Below are 19916 nucleotides of genomic sequence, written 5' to 3' on the forward strand. Positions count from 1 at the left end.
GGTTGGGTACGAGCTCACTGTCTTCCCGATGTGACAAGTGCTAGCTAAACACTCATCAAGAAGAGATACAAGGTTGGGTTGAGTTTTACGAAACCCAACGTATTTAATAACCACCAAAATAGTCTTATTCGCCACACATGTTGGGTTTCGCTTCACTCTACCCAACCTACGAAACCCCCTTGGTGTTAATGCTGAATAAACACTACAACGTCCTTGTCACAAATCCATTAATTCACTCGGGCTGCTTTAAAAATACAGCTATCACTTCTTCGTTATCGTCACTTGTGGCTTGTCGTAGTCACTGTAATCAATACTTACTATGTATGTGCCTTTTATTGCTGGTGTGAAACTAAAGTAGTTATAAATAGTATTACAGTCTGCGATAGCTGGTTGGCCGAGTGTTAGGCTTTGCCCTGCTGGTTGTGCGTCGCTGTAACCACAGTTGTAACCTTCACTAAAATCGACATCGGCTATTTTAAATTCGTACACTTTACCAGGCGTCGAAAATTTAACTTGTGCTTGATAAAGCGCTGGTCCAACTGGCGCAAACTGATACTGGGGCTCTGCATCCCACAGTGTAAAGTCGCCACGTAAGTAAATTGTGCGATCAAGCTCTTGCTGAGGTAATACATCGTTAATCGAAATTTGGCTTGTACAGGCAGTAAGTAAACCAGCAATTGCTAAGGTTAAAATTCGTTTCATAGAAATCATCAATGGGGTTTCCTTTGCATACAGTGAAAACTAAAAAGCCAGCAAAACGCTGGCTTTTAAAATTGTTAATCGGTGTTATTTTTGTAAAACAGAAATATCTGCAATACCTAAAAACAATCCGCTTAACTGGCTTAGCAGCGCAAGACGATTTTGCTTAACAGCTTCATCGTCGGCCATAACCATTACGTTGTCAAAAAAGTTATCAACACTTTCGCGAATACCTGCCAATTGGCTTAATGCTTCTTGGTAGTTTCCATCTGCGTAAAGTGGTGCAAGGTCAGTGGCAAATTTTGCTACTTGTGATGCTAATACTTTTTCAGCGTCGTCGCTTAATAAGCTCTCATCAACACTACCTTGGCTGGTAATGTCGTTTTTAGCCAGAATATTACCTACACGCTTATTAGCTGCTGCAAGCGCTTCTGCTGCGTCTAATGTACGGAAGTGGCTTACGGCTTTAACACGGCGATCAAAATCAACAGGTTTAGTCGGACGACGTGCAAGCACTGCTTGAATTACGTCTACTTCAATACCTTCGTCTTGATACCAAGCACGAAAGCGCCCTAGCATAAATTCAAATACGTCAGTTGATACATTTAAGTTAGTTAACTTGTCGCCAAACAATGTTTGCGATTTAGCTACTAGGTCTAAAATATCAAGTGGTAGTTCTTTTTCTACCATAATGCGAAGTGCACCAATAGCAGCACGACGAAGAGCAAATGGGTCTTTGTCGCCTTTAGGTGCCTGGCCTATACCAAAAATACCCACCAGCGTATCAAACTTATCAGCAATAGCTACTGCACAGCTAATTAAGTTTGTAGGTAAGTTGTCGCCTGCAAAGCGTGGCATGTACTGCTCGTTTTGCGCTACGGCTACATCTTCGGCTTCACCATCGTGGCGAGCGTAATGCATTCCCATTACACCTTGCACGTCGGTAAATTCCATTACCATTTCAGTCATTAGGTCAGTTTTACTTAATAAGCCTGCACGCTGTGCTAGTACTTTATCAGCACCTAATTGCTCAGCAATGTAACCCGCAAGTTCACTAATACGCTGAGACTTATCTTTAAGCGTACCAAGTTGCTTTTGGAACAATACGCTATCAAGCGATTCTAATCGGCTTTCTAGAGTTTTCTTTTTATCTGTTTCAAAGAAGAACTGTGCATCGGCTAAACGCGGGCGCACTACTTTTTCGTTACCAGAAATAACCACTCTTGGATCTTTACTTTCTATGTTAGATACAAACAAAAATTTATTTAAAAGTTTGCCGTTTTGATCTAATAACGGGAAGTATTTTTGATCGTCTTTCATGGTATAGATTAACGCTTCGGCTGGTACATCTAAAAATGCTTCTTCAAATGTTGCCGTTAAAGTAACTGGCCACTCTACAAGTGATGTTACTTCTTCTAGTAAATCTTCATCCATAGCAACAATAGCGTTAACTGCTTTTGCAGCTTCTTCTATTTGTGTACGAATTTGCGCTTTACGTTGTTCGTAATCAGCAATAACGTAAGCAGATTTAAGTACGTCAAAAACGTCATCTGCATGGTTTATACTAATTTTTTCTGGGTGGTGAAAACGATGACCCTGAAGCTGGTTAGTTATTTTCTTCCCAAGGATCTCACCTTCAAGTAACTCATCACCAAACAAAATAGTTACCGTATGCACAGGACGAATAAATTGTGTTTTATTCGCGCCCCAACGCATTGGTTTAGGAATTGGTAATTTAGCCAACGCTTTAGTAATTGCACCTGTCATTAGCGTTTTAGTTTCTTGCCCTGCTACTTTAGCAATGTGCAATAACCATGCGCCTTTGTCTGTTTCGAGTGTTTGTGCATCTTTTACTTCAATACCACAACCACGTGCCCAACCCATTGCTGCTTTTGTTGGGTTACCGTCACCGTCAAATGCAGCTTTAGTTGCTGGACCGCGTTTTTCAACTTCTTTGTCTTGTTGCTTAGCTTCAAGCGCTTTTACTTGTAAACCTAAACGACGAGGCGATGCATACCAGCTTACGCCTTGATGTGCTAACTCTAGTGTTTCAAGCTCTGCAGTTAAGTTTGCAGCAAAAGCTTCTGCTAATTTACGCAGCGCTTTTGGTGGCAACTCTTCTGTGCCAATTTCTACTAATAAATTTTGTGCTGACATACTTACTTATCCTTACACAGCGGGAAACCAAGCGCTTCGCGTTTGTCATAGTAACTTTGTGCACACGCTTTTGATAACGCACGAACGCGTAAAATATAACGTTGACGTTCGGTTACCGAAATTGCGTGGCGTGCGTCTAGTAAGTTAAATGCGTGCGATGCTTTCATTACTTGCTCGTAAGCCGGTAGTGGTAAGTTTGCTTCAATTAACTTTTGGCTCTCTGCTTCACATTTATCAAACTGAGCAAATAAGTCTTCTACGTTTGCGTGTTCAAAATTGTAAGTAGACTGCTCTACTTCATTTTGATGGAACACGTCGCCGTAGGTTACGCGCCCTAGTGGACCGTCTGCCCATACTAAGTCGTAAATACTATCTACGCCTTGAATGTACATTGCTAAACGCTCTAGGCCGTAAGTGATCTCACCCGTTACTGGTGAACACTCAATACCACCAACTTGTTGGAAGTAGGTAAACTGCGTTACTTCCATGCCGTTTAACCAAATTTCCCAACCTAGGCCCCACGCACCTAACGTAGGTGATTCCCAGTTGTCTTCTACAAAGCGAACTTCGTGAGTTAGTGTATCGATACCCATAGCCGCTAAAGAGCCTAAATAAAGCTCTTGGATGTTATCTGGCGATGGCTTTAAAACTACCTGAAATTGGTAGTAGTGTTGTAAGCGATTTGGATTTTCACCGTAGCGACCATCGGTAGGACGACGACACGGTTGCACGTATGCACTCGCCATTGGCTCTGGACCAATAGACTTTAAAAAAGTTTGCGGGTGAAATGTCCCTGCGCCCACTTCCATATCAAGTGGTTGAATAATGACACAGCCTTGCTGCGCCCAATAATCCTGTAAAGCCAGGATCAAACCTTGAAAGGTTTTTACGTCATATTTTTGCATATTTGGCTTTTTACTATCTAAGAAGTAGCGTGAAAATTACCCTTAGTATACCGTGTGTACACTCAGGTTTTAAGCAGTTTGTGTAATTGAAGAAAATAAAAAAGGAGCCATTAGGCTCCTTTTTCTATGTAAGCAATATTTTTTACACGTCTAAGTTAACTACACGTAGTGCGTTCTTTTCAATAAACTCACGACGAGGCTCTACTTGGTCACCCATTAAGGTCGCAAATAATTGATCCGCGCCAACAGCATCTTCGATCGTTACTTGTAACATACGGCGAGCACTAGGATCCATTGTGGTCTCCCAAAGCTGGCTTGGGTTCATTTCGCCCAGTCCTTTATAGCGTTGAATATAGATCCCGCGCTTCGATTCTGTGATCAACCATTCCAAAGCATCCACAAAGTTATCAACAGGTTTTGTTTTCTCACCACGTTGAATATATGCACCTTCGCTAAGGATGTTTGCGATGTTAGTACCAGTCACAGCAATGCGTTGGTAGTCACGTGACGCAATAAAGTCATAATGAAGTACGTGTGCTTTATCTACACCGTGCTGACGAATATTCACAACCGGGTAATACATATTACGCTCAGCATCATGCTCTGTACCAGCATGGAAAATAGTCGCATCTTCATCACGTGCAATCAGGTCGTCAACCAACACTTTAGTCCAAGCAATTACTTTAGCTTCATCTGAAAGGTCATCAGTTTTCAATTCTGTTTGATAAATTAAGCGTTCCATTACCGTGTTAGGGTATTTACGCTTTAAACGCTCAATTACTTTAACTGTGTTTTGATAATCGTGAACAATTTCTTCTAGTGCCTCACCTTCAAGAGCTGGTGCATCTGTACTTGCATACAACGCTGCACCATTAAGAGCAAGCGATGTTAGGTATTCAACTAATGCAGGGTCATCTTTAATATAACGCTCTTGCTTACCTTTTTTCACTTTATAAAGTGGTGGTTGAGCAATGTAAATATAGCCGCGTTCTACAATTTCAGGCATTTGGCGATAGAAGAATGTTAATAGTAACGTACGAATGTGAGAACCATCCACGTCCGCATCGGTCATGATTATAATGCGATGGTAACGTAATTTCTCAGGATTATATTCGTCACGACCAATACCACACCCTAATGCAGTAATTAGTGTTGCTACTTCTTGTGAAGATAACATTTTATCAAAACGTGCTTTTTCTACGTTTAAGATTTTACCTTTAAGCGGAAGAATAGCTTGGTTTTTACGGTTACGTCCCTGCTTGGCTGATCCGCCAGCAGAGTCCCCTTCCACTATATATAGTTCAGATTGGGCAGGATCTTTTTCTTGGCAATCAGCTAGCTTACCAGGTAAGCCTGCTAAGTCCATTGCACCTTTACGACGTGTCATTTCACGGGCTTTACGCGCCGCTTCACGAGCACGTGAGGCATCAATAATCTTACCTACAACAATTTTGGCATCAGTTGGGTTTTCTAATAAAAACTCAGTGAATTTTTCAGCCATTGCTTGTTCAACTGCAGACTTAACTTCACTTGAAACAAGCTTGTCTTTAGTTTGCGATGAGAACTTAGGATCAGGAACTTTAACACTAACAACAGCCGTTAAGCCTTCACGGGCATCATCACCGGTAGCATTGCTGGTTGTTTTAGCTTTTTTGTTAAAGCCTTCTTTTTCCATGTAGTTATTAAGTGTACGTGTTAGCGCTGATCTAAAACCGGCTAAGTGAGTACCACCATCACGTTGTGGAATATTATTTGTGAAACAGTAAATATTTTCTTGGTATGCATCATTCCACTGCATTGATACTTCAACGCTAATACCATCTTCTTCACGTTCGTGAGTAAAATGGAATACACCTTTATGTATAGGTGTTTTATTACGGTTTAAGTATTCAACGAAAGCTTGAATACCGCCTTCGTATTTAAAGTGGTCAGATTTATTTTCTTCACGTTCATCATTTAAAATGATGCTCACACCTGAATTTAGGAATGAAAGCTCGCGTAAACGCTTAGCTAAAATTTCGTAATGAAAATCTAAGTTTGTGAATGTTTCACCACTTGGCCAAAAACGCAGTTCTGTACCAGTCGTGTCTGATTCACCAATAACAGCTAAAGGTGCATCTGGAACACCCATAGTGTAAAACTGCTCATGAAGTTTACCTTCACGGCGAACTGTAAGTTTTAGCTTTTCTGAAAGTGCATTTACAACAGAAACACCAACACCGTGTAAGCCACCTGATACTTTATAAGAGTTATCATCAAACTTACCACCGGCATGAAGTACCGTCATAATAACTTCGGCTGCTGATACACCTTCTTCTTCATGGATAGAAGTTGGAATACCACGACCGTTATCTCGTACTGAGACAGAACCGTCTAAGTGAATCGTTACATAAATATCATCACAATGACCTGCTAAGGCTTCATCGATCGAGTTATCAACGACCTCAAACACCATGTGGTGTAAGCCTGTGCCATCATCGGTGTCCCCAATATACATTCCAGGACGCTTTCTTACTGCGTCTAATCCTTTAAGTACTTTAATACTCGACGAGTCATAATTCTCAGACATGGTTAATCCCACTTATCTTGTTATTAGGTTGCCATGTTTCACGTGGAACATTTGTAGTTCTCGTTGCATGGGTTCCACCACAGCAGAAATACTTTCAGACAAAATTGAAGAGATAAAAATTTGAGAACTGCAGTGAGCAAGTAATTGTCCCACTTTCTCTTTTGTATCTTCGCCTAACTCTGAAGGTAGATCATCTATTAGCAATATAGATTGCTTATCTGTCTCTGACTCAATTAAGCTATTTTGCGTAACTTTTAACGCATATAATAGTAACTTCAATTGACCGCGTGAGAATGTATTCTCCACGCTGTTGCCAGCGACACTAAAACTAAAATCGGCCTTATGAGGGCCTTTACTTGTAAACCCTTGGCGAGCATCTCGCTCAAAGTTTTGCTCTAACGCATCTGCAAGAGATTCGGTCTCTTTCCAGCCTGCGTTAAAGGTCATTTCTAAATCACGTACAAGCGTTAATTCTGCACACATTTTATCAAAAAACTGCTGCTTAAACCTACTTATATACGCCAATCTTAATTTATTTATTTCTTCAGCCAGTCTAACAAATTCTTTGTCCCAAAACTTAATTTGGTCAAAATAATTCTTGGGCTTAGTTTTTAACAATGCATTACGTTGTTTAAGTACTTTATTAAACGATTGCCATAAAAAAAAGAACTCATGTTCCACGTGGAACAAACCTAAATCTAAAAACTTTCTGCGCTCTTTAGGCCCACCAAAAAATAAAGAATAGCTCTCTGGTGTAATAATTTGCACTGGCATGAGTTGAGCTAGTTCGGATATTTTACGGCTCGCCTTACCTTGAATTTTTAAATTAGTTTCACCCGTTTGGGTTTTACTAATACCAATTGGAATAGATAAGTCGTGTATTGTTTTGCGCCCGTGAATTACAAACTGCTCTTGCTGATGCGCGATAATACTTTTGTGTTTTGGAGTACGAAAAGATTTGCCGTGAGAAAGGTAATAGATAGCCTCTAAAAGGCTGGTTTTTCCGCTGCCGTTTTCACCATATATTATATTAACGCCGTTAACTGGTTCTAGCGTCAGCGCCTCAATATTACGAAAATATTTGAGGCTCAAATGACTTAAGCTCATTATGTATTTATAGTCTTATAAACGCATAGGCATAACAACGTACATTGCTTCTTCATCGCCTGCACCTTCAATTAATGCACTGCTGTTTGAGTCAGCTAATGTAAATAGTACGTCTTCTGTTTTTAATGTGTTTAGTACGTCTAATACGTAAGACACGTTAAACCCTATTTCTAGGTCAGCACCTTCGTAACTTACTTCAACAACTTCTTCAGCTTGTTCTTGCTCTGGGTTGTTGGCCGTAATTTTTAATAAACCGTTTGATAAGTTTAAGCGTACACCACGAAACTTTTCATTAGATAAAATAGACACTCGTTGGAACGCATTACGTAACCATTCTCGGTTAGCTGTAATTACTTTGTCGCCACCACGCGGTAATACACGACGGTAATCGGGAAAACGCCCATCAACCAGTTTACTTGTAAATGTAAACTCAATATCAATAATACGGATATGGTTAGCACCAAACTGAATTGTTACCAATTCATCGTCAGCTACCATAAGGCGCATAATTTCTTGCACACCTTTGCGAGGTATAATTAATTGACGTTGTGTATTAAGCGATTGCGTTAATTGCTTTTGCGCTATAGCTAAACGGTGACCATCTGTTGCTACTGTTTTTATATCGGTATTATCTACTTCAAACGACATACCATTTAAGTAATAACGTACGTCTTGATTTGCCATCGAAAAATGCGTGCTTTCGAGTAACTTACGAAGCTCTAAACGAGTTAGTTGAAATTCAACCTCTCCGTCCCACTCTTCTAAATTAGGAAAATCATCAGCCGATAAAGTAGTTAATGAAAAACGGCTTTTACCACTGGTTAAAAGTAATTGATGCTCTTGCAAGCTTAAAGTAATGTCTGAACCATCTGGTAGACTTTTACAAATATCGAGTAACTTTTTAGCGGGTAACGTTAGTTTTGTATCGGCAATATCATCACCTACAAATACGCCAGAAACTAATTCAATTTCAAGGTCAGTACCCGTCATTGAAAGTTGTCCGTTTTCTACCACTAACAAAACGTTAGATAAAATTGGCAACGTGTGTTTGCGCTCTATTGCGCCCGACACTTGCACCAATGGCTTTAAAAATTGTTGTCTTGATATTGTTATTTGCATAATAAAGTCAGCCCTAAGATGACAATGTTCTTATTAAGTTTTGGTAATCTTCTTTAATTTCGTGGCTTTCGTCACGTAGTGATTTTATCTTACGACATGCATGTAATACGGTCGTATGATCGCGCCCACCAAATGCGTCACCAATCTCAGGTAAGCTGTGATTAGTTAATTCTTTAGACAATGCCATAGCTACCTGGCGTGGTCTCGCTATAGAGCGGCTGCGGCGCTTAGATAACAGGTCTGATATACGAATTCGATAGTACTCAGCAACAGTGCGCTGAATATTGTCTATGGTAACCAGTTTATCTTGCAAGGCAAGTAAATCGCGTAGCGCTTCTTTTACAAAATCGATTGAAATAGGACGACCGGTAAAGTTCGCATTAGCGATTACACGGTTAAGTGCCCCCTCTAGTTCACGAACATTTGAACGTAATTTTTTGGCAATAAAAAAGGCAACTTCGTGTGGTAAGTTAATCTTACTTTGCTGGGCTTTTTTCATTAAAATAGCAACGCGTGTTTCAAGCTCTGGTGGCTCAATCGCAATTGTTAATCCCCAACCAAAACGTGATTTTAGCCTGTCTTCAACCCCTTCAATCTCTTTAGGGTAACGGTCAGAGGTTAAAATAATTTGTTGGTTGCCTTCAAGCAATGCATTAAAGGTATGAAAAAATTCTTCTTGTGAACGCTCTTTGTTAGCAAAAAATTGAATATCATCAATCATTAATGCATCAACACTACGGTAATAACGCTTAAATTCTTCTATCGCATTATTTTGAAGTGCCTTTACCATGTCTTGAACAAAGCGTTCTGAATGCATGTAAACAATTTTAGCATCTGGCTTATTTGCCATAATGCCATTACCTACTGCATGTAATAAGTGAGTTTTACCTAAACCAGTACCACCGTATATAAATACAGGGTTAAAAGCAGAGCCAGGATTGTCGGCAACCTGTGTGGCCGCAGCTTTTGCTAATTGGTTTGATTTACCTTCAACAAAGCTATCAAAAGTATAGTTTTCTTTAATGTTAGATTTGTAACCTGACTTAGGTGCAGGTTCAACAACTGGCTTTTGCTCGCGAGGCTGTTGTTTTGCTGAAGCGTGTGCACTTGGTGCCGATTGAGTTTCTATAACCGGTGCAGCTTGTGCATTTAATAAAGGCTTACTACCTACATCAAAACGTAGTTTTGGTGCTTCAACACCACAAATCTCTACTAGTAATTCGTTAATTCTATTTAGGTACTTTTCTCTCACCCAATCAAGCACAAAGCGATTAGGTGCATAAATCGTCAAGGTATCTTCGGTACTTTCTGCTTGTAGCGGTCTTACCCACATACTGAATTGCTGCGAAGGCAACTCATCTTGCAATACATATAAACAACTTTGCCAAACCGACAGATACACAGTTAAACTCCCAGAGATATAATTTTTATTCCCGCACATCATTAATGATTATAAATCATACATTTATTGCGTTCAAATGGTCCAATAAGCGACCCAAGACCGCGTATTATGAAGACACTTTATCCACAAGTAAAAGATTGATTTTTATAAAATTGTTGATATCGATGTATAAAATCATTAACAAGCTGATTTAAAACAGTTTTTATTTTAGATCCTGAGAGGAGATCATAACAAAATAACACCAAGATCGCGAACCAAATTTACGATCCAATTTACTTTTCCCCCGCTTTTATTCACTTTTTATACAGGGGCTGTGGAAAACTTCTTATTTATGATGATCCTAACAGATCGCCTTATATGATCTCTTATATAGTAGTAGGTGGGTTATATACCCTTAACGTAATTATGATTGACTTTACATTACTTACTCTATAATATCTCGCGCTCGCAATGGCACCTATGCCAGGATCGCGACCTGTATAGGATGTTTTAACTTTAACCGATCGGATGAGATTGTTATGAAAAGAACTTTTCAACCTAGCGTTTTAAAACGCAAACGTGCACACGGCTTCCGTGCTCGCATGGCAACTGTAAATGGCCGTAAAGTATTAGCACGTCGCCGCGCTAAAGGCCGCAAAGTTCTTTCTGCTTAATTTATAAGTGGAAGACTTTAGCTTTGGCAGGGAGTTACGTCTGTTAACTCCCTCGCATTACTCTCGCATATTTAATGAACCCGCTCGGGCTGCAACTCCTTTCTTTACTCTATTAGCTAAACCAAATGACCAAGAAAAACCTCGGTTAGGTCTTACTGTTGCTAAAAAACGTGTAAAAAAGGCATGCCAACGAAACCGTATTAAACGTCTCGCTCGCGAAAGTTTTCGTTTAAATCAACACAGCATCGATAATATTGATATTGTGCTTATGGTTAAAAATGGTATTGATGAGCAGTCTAATGAAGAAATAACCAAACAACTTACTAAATTATGGCGAAAAATTAACGAACGCTGTAAACCAGGTGCACCTAAACCGCCACCTTTTAAGAAACGCCCAAACAAATCAGCTAAATCTAACAAACAAACCTAATTGCAATAGAATTGCAGGGTTAATTAATGTATCTTTAGCTCACCTTTTAATCATGCATTTAAATTTTCTAATTGAGTCTTTAAATACATGATATCTATCTCACTAAACTTAAGTAGGGGCATAAACATCATGAGGTTACTTAAACCACTTGTTGCTTTACCAACTTTTTGTTTAGTGTTATTTATCCGCGGTTATCAAAAGTGGATTAGCCCGCTGTTAGGTCCGCATTGTCGTTTTAATCCAACCTGTTCTAGTTATGCTATTCAAGCAATTAAATTGCATGGATCGGTAAAAGGTAGTTGGTTAGCTTTAAAACGCATATTAAAATGCCATCCTTTACATTCAGGCGGAGACGACCCCGTTCCTGAAAAATTAACCCATATTAACCACCAACACGAGAAATAAGAGCTGTTATGGAATCGCAACGCACGTTTTTATTAATTGGCCTAATGCTAGTGTCGTTTTTATTGTTCCAAGAATGGGATAATGATTACAACAAGCCTAAAGTCGATCCAAGTGCCACAACACAAACACTACAAGCAAATTCACCAGAGTCGGATGATTATATTCCTTCATCGTCAGATTCAGAGTTACCTGCTTCAGCAACTTTAGCTAAGCGTTCAGTTATTGAAATTACAACTGACGTTTTTAAAGTTAAAATTGACACCAAAGGCGGTGACATTGTTGAAACAGACCTTCTTCAATACGAAGAGACAAAAGGCAGTGACACGCCTTATATGCTTCTTGGTCAGCTTGATGATGGCAAACAATACTTTTCACAAAGTGGCTTAATTGGTTTAAATGGCCCTGACGGATCAGCTAATGGTCGCCCTACTTATAGTACCGAACAAAAATCATATACCTTAACGGGTGATGAGCTTCGCGTTCCACTTCAGTTTACTGATAGTAATGGTGTTAGTTTTACTAAAACGTATGTATTCAAAAAAGGTCAGTATGACGTAGGCCTAGAATACAAAATTAACAACACTACCAGCGCACCTCTTCAAGTACAGCTATACACGCAAATTAAGCGTACCGTACAAGAAAAAGGTAGCATGGTTGATCAAAACTATTTAGGTGCTGCATACGGTACTGATGAAGAAAAATACGAAAAGTATAGTTTTTCAGATATGGCTGATAAAAACCTAAATAAAAGCACACAAGGTGGTTACGTTGCCTTTATTCAACATTACTTTGTAAGTGCTTGGGTTCCAATGCAGGATCAATCAAATACACTTTATAGCTTAATTACAAAAAGTAATGCCGCTATTATTGGTGCTAAAGATCCCGCTGTAAATATTCAAGCTGGTAGTGAGCAAATACTAACTGCTACTTATTATATGGGCCCGAAAGAGTCAGATATTCTTGAAGCGATTCACCCAGACCTAGACCTAACCGTAGATTACGGTTGGTTATTTTTTATCTCGCAACCTTTATTTGTATTGCTAAAATGGCTACACAGCATTTTAGGTAACTGGGGTGTAGCAATTATTGCCATCACTATTATCGTTAAATCGTTAATGTACCCACTTACTAAAGCGCAATACACTTCAATGGCAAAAATGCGTGCCCTACAGCCTAAAATGGCAGCCCTTAAAGAAAAGTTTGGTGATGACCGTCAAAAGTTCGGCCAAGCAACTATGGAAATGTACAAAAAAGAAAAAGTTAACCCAATGGGTGGCTGTTTCCCTATTTTGCTACAAATGCCAATTTTCTTAGCCTTGTTCTACGTATTCTTAGAGTCTACTGAACTTCGCCATGCTGAATTCATTTTTTGGTTAACTGACCTTTCTGCGAAAGACCCGTACTACGTATTGCCAATATTATTTGGTGCGAGTATGTTTGTAACGCAAAAGCTACAACCTATGACGGTTACTGATCCAATGCAGCAAAAAATGATGACCTTTATGCCGGTTATCTTCTCTGTATTCTTCTTATGGTTCCCATCTGGTTTAGTTCTTTACTGGTTAGTGTCTAACCTTATTTCTATTGTCCAGATGTTAATCATCTACCGTGGCATGGAAAAGAAAGGAATTAAAGTAAGAGGCTAACTAAGCTCCTACTTATATAAAGGCGACTTCGGTCGCCTTTTTTATTGCCTGTTTTTCACCACAGCTATTCGCTACAAATAAATCGATAGGTTACAATACGGGCATAAAGTTACTCATCGTTGGCAAATTAATAGCATGATCAATCAAGATACAATTGCAGCACAAGCAACAGCACCTGGACGTGGTGGTGTTGGTATTATTCGCGTTTCAGGTAGCCTTGCTAAAAGTGTCGCCGAAAAAGTAGTAGGTAAAATACCTAAAGTTCGCTACGCCGATTATGTGCCATTTAAAAGCCTTGCTGGCGAGCAACTTGATCAAGGTATTGCCATTTACTTTGCAGGTCCTAACTCATTTACTGGTGAAGACGTACTTGAATTACAAGGCCACGGCGGTCCTGTAGTACTGGATATGTTACTTAAAGAAATTAGTAAAATAGAGGGCGTTCGTTTAGCAAAGCCTGGTGAGTTTTCTGAGCGCGCATTTATGAATGACAAGCTTGATTTAACACAAGCAGAAGCCATCGCCGACTTAATTAATGCCACTAGCGAGCAAGCCGCTAAAAGCGCCCTACAGTCTCTCCAAGGTGAATTTTCTAAGCACATAGAAACACTCGTAGAAAAAGTAATTCACTTACGTATGTATGTAGAAGCGGCAATAGATTTTCCTGATGAAGAAATTGATTTTTTATCAGATGGTAAAGTGTCAGGCGACTTAGACGCGATTATTACTCAGCTTAACACTGTAACCAACCAAGCCAAGCAGGGCAGCATCATGCGCGAAGGTATGCGTGTTGTTATTGCAGGTCGCCCTAATGCGGGTAAATCAAGCCTGCTTAACGCTCTAGCCGGTCGTGAAGCCGCAATCGTAACAGAAATAGCCGGTACCACTCGCGACGTACTACGAGAGCATATACATATAGATGGTATGCCACTGCATATTATAGATACAGCAGGCCTACGCGAAAGCCCAGACAGAGTAGAACAAATAGGTATTGAGCGTGCATGGGATGAAATAAACCAAGCCGACCGCGTTTTATTTATGCTTGATGGCACTGATACTATAGATACTGACCCGCACAAAATTTGGCCTGAATTTATGGCAAAATTACCAGAAGGTATGGGGGTTACGGTCATCAGAAATAAAGCTGATTTATCGGGCGACATAGTCGGAATGGAGCAAGAGCAACAATACCCGGTCATCAGCTTAAGTGCTAAAAATGCTGACGGTATTGAACTTGTTCGCGAGCATTTAAAAGCTTGTATAGGCTTTCAAGGCGCAACAGAAGGTGGCTTTATGGCGCGCCGTCGTCATTTAGATGCATTAGAAAGTGCTGCGTATCATTTAGAAACGGGTAAAACACAGTTAGAAATGCACATTGCTGGTGAAATACTCGCTGAAGAACTGCGTTTAACACAGCAGTATTTGAATGAAATAACCGGTGAATTTACCTCAGACGACTTACTTGGCAAAATATTTAGCTCGTTTTGTATTGGTAAATAAACACCCTATTACAGATATATTTTTATTATAAGAGCACTTAGGTGCTCTTTTTTTATGTAAAATATTCTGCTGTAAAATATGTATTTATACACCTGATGCCTGCAAATTACTGCCAATAAAATCATATCCAAAACTACCTTTGTTACGTGCTAAGAGAGGTCAGATTATATAGAGTAGGCAATACTGAGAGTGCTTATTGGGGGAATTAATAGCACAAATTACACCTATTATTAAGACTAAAACCAATGCCTTTTCAAACAACCGCACGCTTTAATAGCGTTATATGTCATACAAAAAGTAGTTATAAATGGCTTCCTTATACTTACTTTAGCGCACAAAAATGCACTAAAACACACCTGATACACGCAATAAATGATGCTATTCGCTCAATTAAAGAGCTAAAAAACACTGATTAGTACTCTAAAAAGCTTACTTTTGACAACATATAATTTGATAATCACTGTGATTTTTAAATAAAATAACTCAACAGCTAAGTATTCAAAACTTTTGATCTGCTAACTCCACCAGCAAAATTAATAAAAATAGCAGCTCTTAATTCGCATAAAATTAAAAATACCGAGATCACTTATCCACAATACCTAATTTTCAGCTCAAATAAATACCAAAACTAGGTAAATCAGTCGCAAAAACCTCATGATCAATTGTAATTTATCTATTTATGAACTTATTTTTAATTAATTTCATTAGATCTGCTTTATTAGATCATTTTAAAAAATTATTTTCGATCTAAATTTAAGGTTATCAACAGGCTTTATATCCACATTATGATCAACATGTATTTTTAATTGAGATATTTACAATTTAATTTTTTACTGACAAGTAATATCAATAACTTAGCGAATATAAAACAACCTAAAAAAACAGTTTAAGCAGAGCTTTCCCCACTGTTATCAACAACTTGATCAGAAGATTACATTTAAAGATAATTTGTTAAACACTATATTATCAACAACTTAAATACACAATTTTGAATGAGTGTAAAATTACCGCAAAAATAGTTATACAAAAAAGCACTCTTAACTTTACTGTTATCCTCACTCAGTTATCATAGGCGGCAATTATAACCAATGTGATCACTAATATTCATGAGTTCAGTAAATCTTATTGTCGGCAGCCAAATGGGATCAGCCGAGTATGTTGCAGAGCAATTAAGCGACGCGCTTAATAACCTTGGTATTACTACGCAACTACATGATCAACCTGAATTTAGCGATATTGATCAGCAAAATACCATTTGGTTAATCTGCACATCAACTTATGGTGCAGGTGATTACCCTGAAAATCTTATTAGTTTTGTTGAAGATGTAACTCAAGCAGATGATTTATCTGAATTAAAATATTCAGTAATCGCTTTAGGCGACACTAGTTATGACACTTATAACCTAGCAGGACGTAATATAGATGCCTTATTAACTCAAAAAGGCGCTATAAAAGTAGCAGAACGTTTAGAGCTTAATATTCTCGATGAAGCACTACCAGAAGACACTGCATTAACATGGTTAGACTCTTGGATAGCTCAAACAGGCATAAAATAGATAGATCAAGTAAAAAGTTATATATAAAGTTACCCACAATTTACTAATAATTTAATAGGTTTTGTGGATAAAGATTGAATAAACTGCGTTTTAAAGCATGCTTATCCATTGGATAAGATCCAACTGATTCAACCCTGTGCATAAAGTGCCTTTTTGATCAGAGCTTATTTGCTGGATGATCCGATCATATTAACACCTTTAGATCTGATCTAATTTCATGTTTTAAATGAAGATCTAAACCTTATCAACAGAAAAGTCGATCAGTAGTAGTAATAGTAATAAAAGATCTCTTTAAAAGATCCTTTATATTATTAGAGATCACATACTTAGATCTTGCCCTTTGTTTAATCATTTATCTTCTGCCAATTTCTAGGTAGAATACGCTCCCTTTTGAAGTTTACCGGTTTGATTTAAGTAGGATCCCATTAATGATTTTTCACGAAAATTTTGACGTTATCGTAGTAGGTGGTGGACATGCTGGCACTGAAGCCGCATTAGCAGCTGCCCGTATGGGGATGAATACCCTGCTACTGACTCACAATATGGATACCCTTGGTCAAATGTCTTGCAACCCAGCAATTGGTGGGATTGGCAAAGGTCATTTGGTAAAAGAGATCGACGCGCTTGGTGGTGCAATGGCACAGGCCATTGATAAAGGCGGGATCCAATTTCGTACACTAAATTCTTCAAAAGGACCTGCTGTTCGTGCTACTCGAGCACAAGCAGATCGCGCTTTGTACAAAGCGGCTATTCAAACAACATTACAAAACCAAGATAACCTTAAGATTTTTCAACAATCATGTGATGATCTTATTGTTGAAAACGATCGTGTTACTGGCGTAGTAACTCAAATGGGTTTACGTTTTAGTGCACCAAGTGTTGTTTTAACCGTGGGTACTTTTTTAGGCGGCTTAATTCATATTGGTTTAGAAAATTATAAAGGCGGTCGTGCAGGCGATCCTCCTTCAATCGCTTTAGCTGATCGCTTACGTGAACATCCATTTAGAGTTGATCGTTTAAAAACAGGTACACCTCCACGTATTGATGCACGTACTGTTGATTTTACAAAAATGGAAGCACAGCCAGGTGATACACCAACTCCTGTGTTTTCGTTTATGGGTAAACAATCAGATCACCCACAACAGATACCGTGTTACATAACTTACACAAACGAAAAAACACATGATGTTATTCGTAAAAACTTACATCGCTCACCTATGTACTCAGGTGTTATTGAAGGTATTGGTCCACGATACTGCCCTTCAATTGAAGATAAAATTGTTCGTTTTGCAGATAAAGATAAACATCAAATATTTGTTGAGCCTGAAGGTTTAACATCATACGAATTATACCCAAATGGTATTTCGACTAGTTTACCGTTTGATGTACAACTTGAAATTGTGCAATCGATTACAGGTTTTGAAAATGCACATATTTGTCGACCTGGTTACGCAATTGAATATGATTACTTTGATCCACGTGATTTAAAACAATCTTTAGAAACTAAATTTATTGAAGGTTTATTTTTTGCGGGTCAAATTAACGGTACTACCGGCTATGAAGAAGCGGGTGCACAAGGCTTAATTGCAGGTATGAATGCTGCACTAAAAGTACAAGGCAAAGATTCTTGGACACCACGTCGTGATGAAGCTTACGTTGGTGTATTAATCGACGACTTAGCAACACTGGGTACAAAAGAACCATACCGCATGTTTACCAGTCGTGCCGAATACCGTTTATTACTTCGTGAAGATAATGCCGATATTCGTTTAACTGAAAAAGGCCGTGAGCTAGGTTTAGTTAATGACGAACGCTGGCAGGCATTTAACGAAAAAATGGAAGTAATCGAAAAAGAGAAGCAACGCATCAAAGATACGTGGATTCACAAAGATCACGCCGTTGTAGAACAAGTAAATGCATTACTGAAAACACCGCTTACGCGTGAAGCAAGTTTAGAAGAATTACTTCGTCGCCCAGAGATTCGTTATAACGATCTTATGGCTATAGAAGGATTAGGATCTGAATTTACAAACAAAGCGGCACTTGAACAAGTTGAGATCCATACTAAGTACGCAGGTTATATTGCGCGTCAACAGGATGAGATCAACAAACAGCTTCGTCATGAGCAAACAATTTTACCAAAAGAGTTTGATTATAAAACCGTATCTGGTTTGTCAAATGAGGTAGTTGCCAAGCTTATTGAGTCGCGTCCTGACACTATTGGTCAAGCATCGCGTATTTCTGGTATCACCCCAGCGGCGATTTCGCTATTATTAGTGTATCTGAAGAAGCAAGGCTTATTACGCAAATCCGCGTAACGTTAAGGGTACATAGTGTTACAGCAACAATTAACTACATTGTTAGCGCAAACTGATATTGCGTTAACAGAAAAACAACAGCAACAGCTAGTTCGTTACGTCGAGTTATTGAATAAGTGGAATAAAGCTTATAACTTAACCTCAGTACGCTTACCTGAAGAAATGATGATTAAGCATATAATGGATAGCTTAGTTGTTGCGCCTCACTTACCCGGTCATCATTATATTGATGTTGGAACGGGTCCTGGATTACCGGGTATCGTATTGGCAATTGCATTACCTAATACACATTTTGTGTTATTAGATAGCTTAGGTAAACGTGTACGATTTTTAATGCATGTTAAACATGAGCTTGGTCTTGATAATGTAACCCCGGTTCAGTCAAGAGTTGAAGAATATCAACCAAGTGTTAAATTAGACGGCGTACTAAGTCGTGCATTTGCTTCATTACAAGATATGGTTGACTGGTGTTCGCACTTAATCGATCATTCGGGTAAATTTATAGCACTTAAAGGCGTGTTCCCTAGCGAAGAGCTAGAGTCACTACCTGCAGGCGTTAAGTTTGAGCAAAAAATTGCATTAGAAGTACCTAAGTTAGATGCACAACGACATTTAATTATTCTTTCTAAAGACTAGGGATCAGAGACACCGTGGCAAAAGTCATCGCATTAGCAAATCAAAAAGGTGGAGTGGGTAAAACTACAACCGCTGTTAACCTCGCTGCGTCTATGGCTGCAACGAAACGTAAAGTGCTGTTAATTGATCTCGATCCGCAAGGTAATGCGACTATGGGTAGTGGCGTAGATAAGTATGGCGACGTGCCAACTATTTACGACTTACTTATTGAAGATAAACCTATAGAAGACGTTATCATCAAAGAAACGTCTGGTGAATACCATATGATTGCTGCAAACGGTGATGTAACCGCTGCAGAAGTTAAATTGATGGAATTATTTGCCCGTGAAGTGCGTTTACGTAACGCACTTGAAAAAATTCAGGACCAGTACGAATTTATTTTTATCGACTGTCCACCCTCTCTAAATATGTTAACTGTTAATGCAATGGCCGCAGCTGATTCTATTTTAGTGCCAATGCAGTGTGAGTATTATGCACTTGAAGGGTTAACCGCATTAATGGATACGATTACGCAGCTTGCTAAGTTAGTGAATCCTAGCTTACAAATTGAAGGCATACTTCGTACTATGTACGACCCGCGTAACCGTTTGGCAAATGATGTATCAGAACAATTAAAACAACATTTTGGCGATAAAGTATACCGTACGGTGATCCCGCGTAATGTTCGTTTAGCTGAAGCACCTAGTTTTGGTACTCCTGCTATGTACTATGACCGGGCATCAAGTGGCGCTAAAGCATATTTAGCACTCGCTGGTGAAATGTTACGCAGAAAAGAAAAAACAGCGTCCGTTGTCGCCTAACTTTGAGGTAAAAA

At 39.0% G+C, this 19916-nt stretch carries 16 protein-coding genes; 9 read left to right on the forward strand and 7 right to left on the reverse strand.

Annotated elements, in window-relative coordinates; all coding sequences use genetic code 11:
* Positions 1–261: 261 nt before the first annotated feature.
* From I6F42_RS19035 to dnaA, 7 genes are all read right to left on the reverse strand, one after another.
* Positions 262–711 carry a hypothetical protein gene (locus tag I6F42_RS19035; protein WP_197153106.1) on the reverse strand — a complete coding sequence of 150 codons (450 nt, stop codon included), beginning with the start codon at positions 709–711 and terminating at the stop codon, positions 262–264.
* Positions 712–786: 75 nt separating this feature from the next.
* Positions 787–2856 carry a glycine--tRNA ligase subunit beta gene (gene glyS, locus I6F42_RS19040; RefSeq protein WP_197153108.1) on the reverse strand — a complete coding sequence of 690 codons (2070 nt, stop codon included), beginning with the start codon at positions 2854–2856 and terminating at the stop codon, positions 787–789.
* A gap of 2 nt (positions 2857–2858) precedes the next feature.
* Entirely contained in the window at positions 2859–3761 is a 903-nt protein-coding gene (gene glyQ, locus I6F42_RS19045; RefSeq protein ID WP_007584197.1) for a glycine--tRNA ligase subunit alpha, read from the reverse strand.
* Between the two features lie 142 nt (positions 3762–3903).
* Positions 3904–6330, reverse strand: a complete 2427-nt coding sequence (gene gyrB, locus I6F42_RS19050; protein ID WP_008172005.1) for a DNA topoisomerase (ATP-hydrolyzing) subunit B — start codon at positions 6328–6330, stop codon at positions 3904–3906.
* Between the two features lie 12 nt (positions 6331–6342).
* Positions 6343–7437, reverse strand: a complete 1095-nt coding sequence (recF, locus tag I6F42_RS19055) for a DNA replication/repair protein RecF (RefSeq protein ID WP_008138030.1) — start codon at positions 7435–7437, stop codon at positions 6343–6345.
* Positions 7438–7452: 15 nt separating this feature from the next.
* Positions 7453–8556, reverse strand: a complete 1104-nt coding sequence (gene dnaN, locus I6F42_RS19060) for a DNA polymerase III subunit beta (RefSeq protein WP_010555149.1) — start codon at positions 8554–8556, stop codon at positions 7453–7455.
* A gap of 13 nt (positions 8557–8569) precedes the next feature.
* Complete coding sequence (gene dnaA, locus I6F42_RS19065) at positions 8570–9958, reverse strand: chromosomal replication initiator protein DnaA (RefSeq protein WP_010555148.1); 1389 nt, start codon at positions 9956–9958, stop codon at positions 8570–8572.
* A gap of 518 nt (positions 9959–10476) precedes the next feature.
* Between dnaA and rpmH the strand changes: the two genes are divergently transcribed.
* The 9 genes from rpmH to I6F42_RS19110 all read left to right on the forward strand — a co-directional run bounded on the left by rpmH (position 10477) and on the right by I6F42_RS19110 (position 19902).
* Complete coding sequence (gene rpmH / locus I6F42_RS19070; RefSeq protein ID WP_004335215.1) at positions 10477–10611, forward strand: 50S ribosomal protein L34; 135 nt, start codon at positions 10477–10479, stop codon at positions 10609–10611.
* 7 nt (positions 10612–10618) lie between these two features.
* On the forward strand, positions 10619–11041 hold the full coding sequence (rnpA, locus tag I6F42_RS19075) for a ribonuclease P protein component (protein WP_007584204.1): 423 nt from the start codon (positions 10619–10621) through the stop codon (positions 11039–11041).
* Between the two features lie 129 nt (positions 11042–11170).
* Positions 11171–11446 (forward strand): membrane protein insertion efficiency factor YidD, encoded by a 276-nt coding sequence (gene yidD, locus I6F42_RS19080; protein WP_008138026.1) that lies wholly within the window; start codon positions 11171–11173, stop codon positions 11444–11446.
* Positions 11447–11454: 8 nt separating this feature from the next.
* Positions 11455–13092 carry a membrane protein insertase YidC gene (gene yidC, locus I6F42_RS19085; protein WP_010555147.1) on the forward strand — a complete coding sequence of 546 codons (1638 nt, stop codon included), beginning with the start codon at positions 11455–11457 and terminating at the stop codon, positions 13090–13092.
* Between the two features lie 135 nt (positions 13093–13227).
* A complete protein-coding gene (gene mnmE, locus I6F42_RS19090) occupies positions 13228–14592 on the forward strand; it encodes a tRNA uridine-5-carboxymethylaminomethyl(34) synthesis GTPase MnmE (protein ID WP_007584209.1) in 1365 nt (454 codons plus the stop codon).
* Between the two features lie 1106 nt (positions 14593–15698).
* Positions 15699–16148 carry an FMN-binding protein MioC gene (mioC, locus tag I6F42_RS19095; RefSeq protein ID WP_024591277.1) on the forward strand — a complete coding sequence of 150 codons (450 nt, stop codon included), beginning with the start codon at positions 15699–15701 and terminating at the stop codon, positions 16146–16148.
* 428 nt (positions 16149–16576) lie between these two features.
* The gene (gene mnmG / locus I6F42_RS19100) at positions 16577–18466 is read left to right on the forward strand and encodes a tRNA uridine-5-carboxymethylaminomethyl(34) synthesis enzyme MnmG (protein WP_010555145.1); all 1890 of its coding nucleotides are present in this window, start codon (positions 16577–16579) and stop codon (positions 18464–18466) included.
* Between the two features lie 15 nt (positions 18467–18481).
* Entirely contained in the window at positions 18482–19102 is a 621-nt protein-coding gene (gene rsmG / locus I6F42_RS19105; protein ID WP_007377658.1) for a 16S rRNA (guanine(527)-N(7))-methyltransferase RsmG, read from the forward strand.
* Between the two features lie 14 nt (positions 19103–19116).
* Complete coding sequence (locus I6F42_RS19110) at positions 19117–19902, forward strand: ParA family protein (RefSeq protein WP_004335235.1); 786 nt, start codon at positions 19117–19119, stop codon at positions 19900–19902.
* Positions 19903–19916 lie beyond the last annotated feature (14 nt).

The sequence above is a fragment of the Pseudoalteromonas sp. SWYJZ12 genome (assembly GCF_015864395.1).
GTDB lineage: Bacteria > Pseudomonadota > Gammaproteobacteria > Enterobacterales > Alteromonadaceae > Pseudoalteromonas > Pseudoalteromonas arctica.

Excerpts from the sequence above, each read along its gene's own strand:
- I6F42_RS19035 (WP_197153106.1), bottom strand. The coding sequence starts at position 711 with ATGATTTCTATGAAACGAATTTTAACCTTAGCAATTGCTGGTTTACTT.
- glyS (WP_197153108.1), bottom strand. The coding sequence starts at position 2,856 with ATGTCAGCACAAAATTTATTAGTAGAAATTGGCACAGAAGAGTTGCCA.
- glyQ (WP_007584197.1), bottom strand. The coding sequence starts at position 3,761 with ATGCAAAAATATGACGTAAAAACCTTTCAAGGTTTGATCCTGGCTTTA.
- gyrB (WP_008172005.1), bottom strand. The coding sequence starts at position 6,330 with ATGTCTGAGAATTATGACTCGTCGAGTATTAAAGTACTTAAAGGATTA.
- recF (WP_008138030.1), bottom strand. The coding sequence starts at position 7,437 with ATGAGCTTAAGTCATTTGAGCCTCAAATATTTTCGTAATATTGAGGCG.
- dnaN (WP_010555149.1), bottom strand. The coding sequence starts at position 8,556 with ATGCAAATAACAATATCAAGACAACAATTTTTAAAGCCATTGGTGCAA.
- rpmH (WP_004335215.1), top strand. The coding sequence starts at position 10,477 with ATGAAAAGAACTTTTCAACCTAGCGTTTTAAAACGCAAACGTGCACAC.
- yidD (WP_008138026.1), top strand. The coding sequence starts at position 11,171 with ATGAGGTTACTTAAACCACTTGTTGCTTTACCAACTTTTTGTTTAGTG.
- yidC (WP_010555147.1), top strand. The coding sequence starts at position 11,455 with ATGGAATCGCAACGCACGTTTTTATTAATTGGCCTAATGCTAGTGTCG.
- mnmE (WP_007584209.1), top strand. The coding sequence starts at position 13,228 with ATGATCAATCAAGATACAATTGCAGCACAAGCAACAGCACCTGGACGT.
- mioC (WP_024591277.1), top strand. The coding sequence starts at position 15,699 with ATGAGTTCAGTAAATCTTATTGTCGGCAGCCAAATGGGATCAGCCGAG.
- mnmG (WP_010555145.1), top strand. The coding sequence starts at position 16,577 with ATGATTTTTCACGAAAATTTTGACGTTATCGTAGTAGGTGGTGGACAT.